Source organism: Clostridium sp. Marseille-QA1073 (genome assembly GCF_054863625.1).
In genome coordinates, this window is the sequence record NZ_JBSVQM010000026.1 from 45573 (window position 1) to 56130 (window position 10558).

A 10558-nucleotide genomic window follows, 5' to 3' on the forward strand; every position below is an offset into this window, starting at 1 on the left:
TTGTTTAATTTTTGTATGAAACAAAGCACTATTCCTTTAAGATATAGATAAATTAAGCATATAATTTTCGATAGAACTTTAGAGAAATATTTAAATTTCCTCTATCGCCTATTACAGTTTTTTGAATTTTAGATATAAGTATTCCATTTTGTGTTTTTATCAATAATTAAAAGATATATTAAATTCTTTAATATATGCTTTACAATTTATTTTGTTAATTAAATCTTTAGATAGAGCGTAATTAGACTTTCAGAAAATAAGTTTAACAATGACAATGAAATAATTAAATATATCGTAATATCGTAAAAAATTAAATTTAAAAGTTAAAATTGGTGAGAATTTTTATTAAGCTCACCAAAAAATTTAGCACAGATAGATAATTTTTTAACATTTATAAACATTACAGATATAAACTTAACTTTTAAAATTGAATCATAAAGGATATTTCTTCATACACATTTTTGCTATAAGGTATATTAAAGATTAAGTGAAGAAAATTCTTTTTGAAATAAGTTTGAAAAGCTTTAAATATAATGGTCATAAAGCTTTGAAAACGATTAAATTGCTATGTTATATAAGGGGGAGAAAAAATGAAAACTACTAAAGGTAAAGGTAAAAAAGGTACAGTTACAAAAAGAGTTGTATCAGCTACAACGGCAGTATCACTTTCACTAGGAATACTAGTTGCAGGTATAAGTCCTGCAGAAGTGAAAGCAGTACAATTAAAAAATACCAAAAATGTTCAAAATTTTTTAAGTCCAGCAGGAAAACGTAATGTTATGTATTATGGAGATTGGTCTATCTGGGGAGGTGAGGGAAATTTTTACCCTAAAGATATTCCAGCAGATCAAATAACACATTTAAATTTTGCATTTTTAGATTTTGACGCAGAAGGGAATTTAATATTTACGGATAAAGACGCTGCCACAGGTTCTCCAGCTGGAGAATCAAATGTTCAATGGGGAGATGCAAATGCAGGTATATTACCAGCATTACAAGAACTAAGAGCAAAGAATCCTAATTTAAAAATAGGAGTATCCTTAGGAGGATGGTCTAAATCAGGAGATTTTTCAGTTGTAACCGCAAGTCCACAAAAACGTGCAAAATTTGTAGAAAATGTTATAAAGTTTATTGAATATACAAATATGGACTTTGTAGATGTTGATTGGGAATATCCGGGCTCAGTCCGTCAACCAGATTTAGTTGATAATAAAAATGATGAAGGTACACCTAATGCTAAGCCACAGGATAAAGAAAATTATATATTATTGTTACAAGATTTACGTAATGCGCTAAATAAGCAAGGTGATAAATTAAATAAACAATATGAGTTATCAGTAGCATTGCCAGCTCCAAAAGCAACTCTTGATCTTGGAATTGACATTGATGCTTTATTCAATATTGTTGACTTTGCTAATATTATGACTTACGACCTAAGAGGTGCTTGGGATGATACAAGTGGTCACCTAACTGGATTATATTCAAATCCAAATGATCCACTTGCAGGAAAAGGATTAAGTGTTGATGAAAGTGTTAACTATTTAATTAGCCAAGGGGCAGAGCCAGAAAAAATAGTCGTTGGTGCAGCATTCTATACTCGTGGATGGGAAAAGGTAAGTAAAGGACCAGATGCTAGTACACCAGGATTATACGGCGAAGCATCTATAGTAGGAACTGATGCAGATCAATCTCCAAGTCGTGGAGCAGAAAATGAATCACCATTAATATCAGGAGATAGAGGACGCCGTGGCGGAGTATGGGCACATCGTAGCTTAGATAAATTAAAAGCAAAATATCCAGGAGTTAAAGAGTACTGGGACGATGTAGCTAAAGCACCATATCTTTATGATGAAAACTCAGGAGCATTCTTTACTTATGATAACGTACGTTCAATTACAGAAAAAACAAATTATGTTAATGAAAATAATTTAGGTGGAATGATATCATGGATGTCATCACAAGATGCTCCAACAAATTCTAGCAAACGGGATGAATTAACAAAAACCGCTAAAAAAGGTCTTTTCGGTGATGGGGAATTACCAACCTATGAAATAAAATATGCAGACTTAGATCTAACAGCAACAGTAGAACCATACAAAGAGTCATGGGGATCAAGTGGCGGATATCAAATAACTATTAAAAATAATGAAGTAGTAAATGAATCTGGTGAAGTATTAAAGGCTGTAGAAAGATCAGCAGAGACAATTAAATTTCCTAAATTATATATTAAGAATAATGGTGGAAACTTAACATCAGGTGATTATCAGGCAGGTACTGTAACAAATAAAGATGGCTATACAATAGTAGACCTTAAAGGCGTATGGGAAGGTAAAATGATAGACCAAGGCAAAAGTTATAGTTTTAAGCTAAAATCTACTGAAGCACCTCAAGATACTTCAGCTATTGAAAGTATAGAAATCACTCAACGCATTACACCAAATGGAGTGGAAATGGTAAGACAAACTATTTTTGGAGAGGCAACAGAACCTTCTGATGTAAATACTAAGCCTGTATTAAAGGGAATATCAAATAAAACAATAACTGTTGATGATAACTTCAATCCAATGGCTGGTATAACAGCTTATGATAAAGAAGATGGAGATTTAACAAATAAAATCTTAGTAAAAGGAACTGTTGATACAACAAAGGTTGGAACTTACAAATTAGTATATAGCGTTACTGATAGCAAAAATGAAACTACTACAGAAGAATGTACAATAACAGTAAAAGCAAAAGAAGTAAATACTAAACCTATATTAAAGGGAGTATCAAATAAAACAATAACTGTTGATGATAACTTTAATCCAATGACTGGTATAACAGCTTATGATAAAGAAGATGGAGATTTAACAAGTAAAATCTTAGTAAAAGGAACTGTTGATACAACAAAGGCTGGAACCTATAAATTAGTATATAGTGTTACTGATAGCAAAAATGAAACGACTACAGAAGAATGCACAATAACAGTAAAAGCAAAAGAAAGTAGTGTTGTTGACTTTGAAGTTGGACAAGGTATAGAATGGCCAGCACAAGTAAATGCACCATTTGTTGATATGGTTGCATGGGTAACAAAACCAGGTTATAGCAATAATGGAGCAGCAAATTTAGAAAGATTATCTCTTGATACAGGAGTTAAATTCTTCAATCTTGGATTTATACAAGCTACTTCAAACACTATTAAAGATGGAAAAGTTCAATGGGGTTGGGGTGGACACTCTGTTCTAAGTGAGGAACATAAAGATAATACACAGTATCAAGGAATTAAAAAATCAATACAAGAATTACGTGAACTTGGAGGAGACGTTGCAATCTCACTTGGAGGTTTAAACGGAACTCCATTCTGGGAAGTAACTCAAGATGTAGAAGTATTAACTAATACTTATATGGATATTGTTCAAGGTTACGGATTAACTAGGTTAGATTTAGATATTGAAGGATCTGCACAAGATAAAGGTAAAAATATTGCAAACGCTAAAGCGATTAAAAAGCTTCAAGATGCAACAGGAGTTGATATTGTTTTAACTGTCCCTGTATTACCAAGTGGATTAACTTGGAATCAACTTGATGTTTTAGAAGCATATCTTTCACAAGGTGTTGATGTTGAAGTTGTAAACATAATGACTATGTGTTATGGATCAGGAACTTTATTACCAGGAGAAAATTATGGAACAGGATCAATAAGAGCAATAGATAGTACGAAGAGTCAGTTAAAAGATTACTTTAAGAAATTTGCAAATATAGAATTAACAGATAGACAAGCCTATGGCAAAATAGGTACTACTTCATCAATAGGCTTTGAAGGAAGTGCACATCCTATATTTACAAAAGAATGGTCTAAGTTGGTTGTTGACCATGCTATTGAAAAAGAAATAGCTATGACATCATTTTGGTCAATGAATAGAGATGCTATGTTAGAAACAAATGCAGGAGTATCTAGTCAATATGAATTCACAGAAGTATTTAAGAAGTTTGAGGAAGATGGTGATGGAGGAACAACTCCTCCAATAAACACTGCACCAATATTAAAAGGAATAGAAAACAAAAAAGTATTTATTGGAGAAACCTTTGATGCTATGGAAGGTGTTACAGCAATTGATAAAGAAGATGGTAATTTAACAGATAAAATAATAGTTACAGGTAATGTTGATACTAACATTGCAGGAGCGTACACGTTAATTTACACCGTTGAAGATAGTGAAGGGCTAATTACCACAAAAGAACGTATAATAACAGTTAAAGAAAAACCTGACATTACAGATGATAATTTCGATCCAAACAAGATTTATCTAGAAGGAGATACTGTAATATATAAGGGTGAAAAATATACTGCTAAATGGTGGACTCAAGGAGGAGTTCCAGAAAACAATCCTGCATGGGAAAAGGAAGTTATCCCAAATGAAGATGGTAGTAAGGAATATATAGAAGGAAAAGCTTATGTAGAAGGAGATATTGTTTTATACCAAGGTAAAAGATATCAAGCTAAATGGTGGACAAAATCAATTCCAGGTAGTGATGACTCATGGGAGGCATTAGATAAAGATGAAAATGGCAGTATGGATTATGTAGAAGGGAAAGCTTATGTAGGTGGAGATATTGTCTCATACCAAGGCAAAATGTATCAAGCTAAATGGTGGACAAAATCAACCCCAGGTAGTGATGATTCTTGGCAATTAGTTAACTAAGTACTATTTTAAACAATTAAAATAAAAGGATGTCTTAAAAGTATGACTTTTAAGACATCCTTTAAATATTATTTTAATAATGTTTCTATCCCAACTCGATCTATAGTTTCATCAAATTTTTCATTTTCTAAGGCATTTGCACAATAAAAATCTAATATTTTTGAGATTACCTCTGGAATTTCTTCTAATTTAAATTTTTTATTTAGAGCAGTTCCAAGCTTTTGCTTTTTGCCGGATTTTCCTGCAAGATAAATCATTAAGCCTTCATTATCTATGGATATAGCATCAAATTTACATGCTTTGAAGCATTTACCACAATCTTTACACAGCTCATTGTTTAAAATTAGTTTATCTTTAATTTCTAAAGCTTTTTTCTTACAAATCTTAGTACAGGCACTACATAATTTACAATTTTCTTCATTAATTTTTATGGGACTTGTAGCAATAATTCCTATATCATATTGATTTGAAACTACACAGTTATTAGGACATCCAGATATACCTATTTTTACTTTATTAGGAAGAGATTTTGAATAATTTTTTTCATATAATTTGGATGTAAGGCTATAGGTATCTATAATACCATTAATACATATACTACCTCTACAACTAACTATATAGCTTAATCTTTTATTATTTATATTAATATGTAAGTCCATAGAAGCTATTTCTTTTCTTACTACATCTATATATTCGCTTTTAATATTAGGTATTTCAATACTTTGATAGGTAGTGAGAGCAATTTTACCACTGCCATATTTATGAGAAAGGTTTGCTAATTTATTCATTTGTTCATAAGTAAACATATTATCATAACTTATAACTCTTACAGAAAAAAGATTTTCATTTTTTTGACGTAAAAACCCCTTCCCTTTTATTTTTGCTAATTGTAATTTTGTTTGATTATTCATCTTATGATAACTCCTTATAAATTTTCTAACTTACGCATCTTAAAGAAAATAGATTAAAAGCTTTAACTAATAATTTTCTTTAAGATACATTAATTATATTATAAAGTATAAATTATTAACAACTAGGTGATGAAAATGGTATAATATCCTATGGACCTAATTTATTATAGGAGGAAAATTTATGCAATGTAACAATTGTGGAAGTGAAGTTAAAAATGAAGAAAGTTTTTGTAGTGAATGTGGTGCAAAAATATTAACTGAACAAGATTACATAGATATTTTTAGAAATAAGAATAATGAAATGATAGATGAATCTTACATAAAAGAAGAAAATGTAATTGATTATAATAAAGTCTTTGATACTATTACTAAAGAAGAAATAGAGGCATTTATAGGGAAAAAAAGTAACAGCTATTATTTAGATAAATGGGTTAATTTAAAACTTTCAAACAAATATGTTAGCTGGAACTGGTGGGCCTTTTTTTTGTCTTCTTACTGGTTATTATATAGAAAAATGTATCTATGGGGATTTATTACTATAGTTATAAATTTTGTTTCTATTGGTGGTGTTGTAATTGGAGAAACTATTATACCACCTCTAGTATTATGTATTATATTGGGCCTTTTTGGAAATAGCATATATTATAATCATGCTAAAGAAAAAATATATAAAGTTAAGAAAAAAAATCTGCCAAAAGAGAATGAACTTAAAATAATAAAAAAGCGTGGAGGAATTAATTTAGCAATTGCATTAATTATGTTTATATTAACATTGTTACTTTTTTATGCTAGCATAGTATTATTTATATCAATAGTATCAGAAATAGCAGGTTAGATATATAAAAAATAACTAGTTAATATGTGAACTATTCTTTATATGACTTAAGTCTTTATAAGATTTCATTAAAAATTATATTTTTAAAATAAATTAACTTATCAATAACTAATCATCTAATGAATTTTAAACTAGCAATTTTATTGTTAGTTTTTTTATTTAAATAATTTAATAGCATGATTATATGAAAGCATAGATTAGATTTAAAAGTAATACATATATAATGTACAGGTCTATTAACACAGATTATAAATATGATATAATAATTTGGTGTCTTGTCTAATTTAAGCTAAATTAGGTTAATTTTAGATATTTTACAGAGAAAGGAGGAAGAGTATGTATTGTTCACAGTGCGGAAAAGAAATTCAACAACATGTAAAATTTTGTCCTAATTGTGGAAAAGAAATTTTAAGTAATAATAATATAAATAATGAATTTTCACACTTTAAGGATGAAACTAATTATAATTATTCGGCAAATATGAATAACGATATTGGAGATAGTTTTAGTAGAGTATCAGAGAATGAGTTAAGAACTTTTATTGGTGAAAAAAACACAAATTATTACATAGAAAAATGGAATTTAATCAATCAAACTAATAAAAGCGTTAGTTGGAATTGGGCATCATTTTTCTTAGGATCATTATGGTTATTATATAGGAAAATGTATGTATGGGGAACTTTAATGATAGCAGTTTCTATGGCAATATCATGGATGGGAATACCTTTTGGATGGCTTTTATTAGCTATATTAGTGGGCATGTTTGGAAATAAGCTTTATTTAGAGGAAACTCGAAAGAAAATTATTGAAATCAAGACTATCACTAGTGATTTGAATAGCCAATATCAAATGATGAAATCAAAAGGTGGTACAAACTTAGCATTGCCGATAATAATAGCAGTTATAGGATTTGTAATAATAATATTTTTAATAATTTTAGGTGCAGCAATAGCTATGGAATTTTATTATATGTAATAATTAAGAAGGGTATTTACAAAAGTAAGATTAAGGTACATTTGTAAATACTCTTTTGATTTGATAAGATATTATTAGAAAATTCAGAATAAAATGAAAGGAGCTAAGGTTATGGATGAAAAAAAGCTTTTAAAAAGCTTATGTGAAGGACATGGACCTAGTGGTAGAGAGCATTGGTTATTTGAGAATATTAAAGAAGCTTTTTCAGAATTTGGTCAGGTTACTTTAGACAATTTAAATAATACTATTATCTATAAAAAAGGTAATGGAAAAGGGAAAATAATGCTTATGGCTCATGCTGATGAAATATTTATGGTAGTTACAGCTGTTAGTGAAAATGGATTTTTAGAGTTTAAAGGAAATGGTTTAGATCCTAAGGTTTTAGTTTCTCAAGAAGTTATAGTTCATGGAGAAAAACAGATATTGGGCATAATTGGAATAAAACCTCCTCATCTAATGAAAGAGGAGGATAGAAAGAAAGTAGTTAAGATTGATAATCTTCGAATTGATACAGGGCTTTCTACAGAGGAACTAAAGAAAGTAGTTAAACCAGGAGATTTTGTAACACTAAAAAGAGAAGTTAGAGAATTATTAAATGATAATATTGCTTCAAAGGCAAGTGATGATAGGGCTTCAATAGTTTCACTTTATACTTGTGCAAAAGAACTTAAAAATATAAACCATGATTTAGATGTTTATTTTGTTGCTTCAGCACAAGAAGAAGTAGGATGTAGGGGAGCTAAAACAGCTAGTTTTGGTATAAGACCAGATATAGGAATTGCAATAGATGTTGGATTCGATGATAGTAAACTTGGAGATAATGGCTGTGGAGTTAAACTAGGAGGTGGTCCTATGATTACTGTGGGACCTAATATACACCCAAGATTGAGAAAGCACCTTGTATCAATAGCAAAGGAATATAATATACCATATCAAGTTGAGATATGTCCTGGGTCTACTGGTACTGATGCTTGGTCTATACAAGTAACTGCTGATGGTATTCCTACTTTGCTTCTTTCAATTCCTCAAAGATATATGCATACTTCTGTTGAAGTTACAAATATGAATGACATTAAAAATACAGGAATACTTTTAGCAAAATTAATAGAAAAGTTAAAATATGAAGATTTGGAGGGAATATTATGTTTCTAACAGAGGAACTAAAAAAAGGTGGATTACTAGATAAACTATGTTCTGCACCAGGCCCTTCAGGTTATGAAGGTCAAGTTAGAGAAATTATAAAAAAGGAAGTAGAACCTTATGTAGATGAAATAAAAGTGGACAAGATGGGTAATATTGTAGCACATAAAAAAGGTAATGGCAAAAAGATAATGATAGCTGCTCATATGGATGAAGTAGGGTTTATTATTACTGGTTATAATAATGATGGTACTTTAAAGTTTAGAGCATTAGGTGGAATTAGTACTAATGTTATTCCTGCTAAGACAATACTAATTGGTGATGGAAAGTTACCAGGTATTATAGGTGCAAAGGCAATACATCTTCAGTCAAAAGAAGAGAAAGAGAAACCTTTTGGTTATGATGATTGTTGTATTGATATTGGAGCTATAGATAAGGAAGAAGCCAAAAAACTAGTTGAGCTTGGAGAATATGCAGTGTTTGATACTGAATATGATGAGTTTGGAGATAAACTACTTAAAGGAAAAGCTTTTGATGATAGAATGGGGTGTTTACTACTAATTCAAGCATTGAAAGAAAATTATAATGGAGATATCTATGGAGTGTTCAATGTTCAAGAAGAAGTTGGAGAAAGAGGGGCATATATCTCAGCTTTTAACTTACAACCGGACATTGCAATAGTTTTAGAGGGAACTATATGTGCAGATATGCCCAATGTCTCAAAGGATTTAAGAGCTACAGAAATAGGTAAAGGACCTGCTATTTCTATAATGGATAAAACTAGTATTTTTGATAGTAAGCTTGCAGATGATATTATGAAAGTAGGAGATGAAAAAAATATTCCTTATCAAAGAAGAAGAGCAATAGCTGGAGGAAATGATGCAGGAATAATTCATACAGTAGGAGAAGGAGTTTCTAAAATTGCTGCTATTTCCGTACCTTGCAGATACATTCATTCATCAGTATCTGTAGCTTCACAGGAAGATTATATAAATGCTTTAAAATTATTAAAAGAATATTTAAAAACATTATAAGGAGGATAGATTTATGGACATATTATTAGAAAAGTTAATAAAAGCTTTTGGTACAAGTTCTCATGAAGAAGGCGTAAGAAATGTTATCTTTGATAAACTAAATGAATTAGATATAAATTATGAAGTCGATAAAATGGACAATGTTATAGTTAAAATGGGTGCCAAAGTACAATGTGAAGAAGATAAGCTTATGTTTGTTTCTCATATGGATACAGTAGGATTAATTGCAACAGTTGTTGATGATAAAGGATTTGTGAAAGTTGGGAATTTAGGAGACTTTAAAGTTAATAACACTGTTGATAGTTTAGTAGTTTTTGAAAATGGAACTATAGGAAGAGTTTGTAGTGATAAAAAATCATCAGAGATAGATGATGTATATATAGATTTAGGAGTAAATAGTAGAGAAGAAGCATTAAAAAAAATAAAAGAAGGAGATGTAGCAGTATTTAAAGGTGAAATAGTAAAAATAGGAGACAATATATCAGCTCCAGCATTAGATAATAGAATTGGATGTTATATGTTGTTAAAAATAATAGAGGAATTAGCTAAAGATAGAGAAAAACTAGGTGAATTAAATAAAGAATTTTCTTTTGTATTTTCTACTCAAAATACACTAGACGGTAGAGGAGCAAGAGCGGCAGCATACTCTATAAATCCTATGTATTGTATAATTGTAGATGCTGAAGAATCCAGTGACAATTTAGAAGGAAAGGGAAGATTTAAGCTAGGAAATGGTGTAGGACTTCATGTTTTTGATGGAAATCTAATAATACACCATGAAACTAAAGAGATGCTTGAAAATGCTTGCAAAAAAGCTAATATTGAACCTCAGTATGTATTTAGTGAGAAAGGCACAGATGGTGGTAGAATTCATATAGAAACAAATGGAATAAAAACGGGAGTACTTTCTGTCCCTGTAAGATATAAAAATAGTATAGCAGAAATGGCAAATATTAAAGATATTGAAAAAGGAATAGAAGT

General features: G+C 30.0%; 7 protein-coding genes. 6 read left to right on the forward strand and 1 reads right to left on the reverse strand.

The annotated features are described in order from the left end of the window. Nucleotides 1-590: 590 nt before the first annotated feature. A complete protein-coding gene (locus tag ACY1IQ_RS18075) occupies nucleotides 591-4682 on the forward strand; it encodes a glycosyl hydrolase family 18 protein (RefSeq protein ID WP_461615289.1) in 4092 nt (1363 codons plus the stop codon). Between the two features lie 68 nt (nucleotides 4683-4750). Here ACY1IQ_RS18075 and ACY1IQ_RS18080 read toward each other — a convergent pair whose 3' ends face one another. Next, nucleotides 4751-5593, reverse strand: coding sequence for a 4Fe-4S binding protein (locus ACY1IQ_RS18080; protein ID WP_461615290.1), 843 nt, complete (start codon nucleotides 5591-5593; stop codon nucleotides 4751-4753). Between the two features lie 181 nt (nucleotides 5594-5774). Between ACY1IQ_RS18080 and ACY1IQ_RS18085 the strand changes: the two genes are divergently transcribed. The 5 genes from ACY1IQ_RS18085 to ACY1IQ_RS18105 form a co-directional block, all read left to right on the forward strand. Continuing rightward, the gene (locus tag ACY1IQ_RS18085) at nucleotides 5775-6428 is read left to right on the forward strand and encodes a DUF2628 domain-containing protein (protein WP_461615291.1); all 654 of its coding nucleotides are present in this window, start codon (nucleotides 5775-5777) and stop codon (nucleotides 6426-6428) included. Between the two features lie 336 nt (nucleotides 6429-6764). Further along, nucleotides 6765-7403 carry a zinc-ribbon domain-containing protein gene (locus tag ACY1IQ_RS18090; protein ID WP_461615292.1) on the forward strand — a complete coding sequence of 213 codons (639 nt, stop codon included), beginning with the start codon at nucleotides 6765-6767 and terminating at the stop codon, nucleotides 7401-7403. 111 nt (nucleotides 7404-7514) lie between these two features. Next, entirely contained in the window at nucleotides 7515-8555 is a 1041-nt protein-coding gene (locus ACY1IQ_RS18095) for a M42 family metallopeptidase (protein WP_461615293.1), read from the forward strand. Beyond that, the gene (locus ACY1IQ_RS18100) at nucleotides 8546-9577 is read left to right on the forward strand and encodes a M42 family metallopeptidase (RefSeq protein WP_461615294.1); all 1032 of its coding nucleotides are present in this window, start codon (nucleotides 8546-8548) and stop codon (nucleotides 9575-9577) included. The genes ACY1IQ_RS18095 and ACY1IQ_RS18100 overlap by 10 nt, the downstream gene beginning before the upstream one ends. Before the next feature lie 13 nt (nucleotides 9578-9590). Further along, nucleotides 9591-10558 (forward strand): zinc-binding metallopeptidase family protein (locus ACY1IQ_RS18105; RefSeq protein ID WP_461615295.1); only part of this gene is annotated, 968 nt, incomplete at its 3' end.

What these genes read in the sequence shown, in the direction of transcription:
- ACY1IQ_RS18075 (WP_461615289.1), top strand. Translation starts at nt 591, where the DNA reads ATGAAAACTACTAAAGGTAAAGGTAAAAAAGGTACAGTTACAAAAAGA.
- ACY1IQ_RS18085 (WP_461615291.1), top strand. Translation starts at nt 5,775, where the DNA reads ATGCAATGTAACAATTGTGGAAGTGAAGTTAAAAATGAAGAAAGTTTT.
- ACY1IQ_RS18080 (WP_461615290.1), bottom strand. Translation starts at nt 5,593, where the DNA reads ATGAATAATCAAACAAAATTACAATTAGCAAAAATAAAAGGGAAGGGG.
- ACY1IQ_RS18090 (WP_461615292.1), top strand. Translation starts at nt 6,765, where the DNA reads ATGTATTGTTCACAGTGCGGAAAAGAAATTCAACAACATGTAAAATTT.
- ACY1IQ_RS18095 (WP_461615293.1), top strand. Translation starts at nt 7,515, where the DNA reads ATGGATGAAAAAAAGCTTTTAAAAAGCTTATGTGAAGGACATGGACCT.
- ACY1IQ_RS18100 (WP_461615294.1), top strand. Translation starts at nt 8,546, where the DNA reads ATGTTTCTAACAGAGGAACTAAAAAAAGGTGGATTACTAGATAAACTA.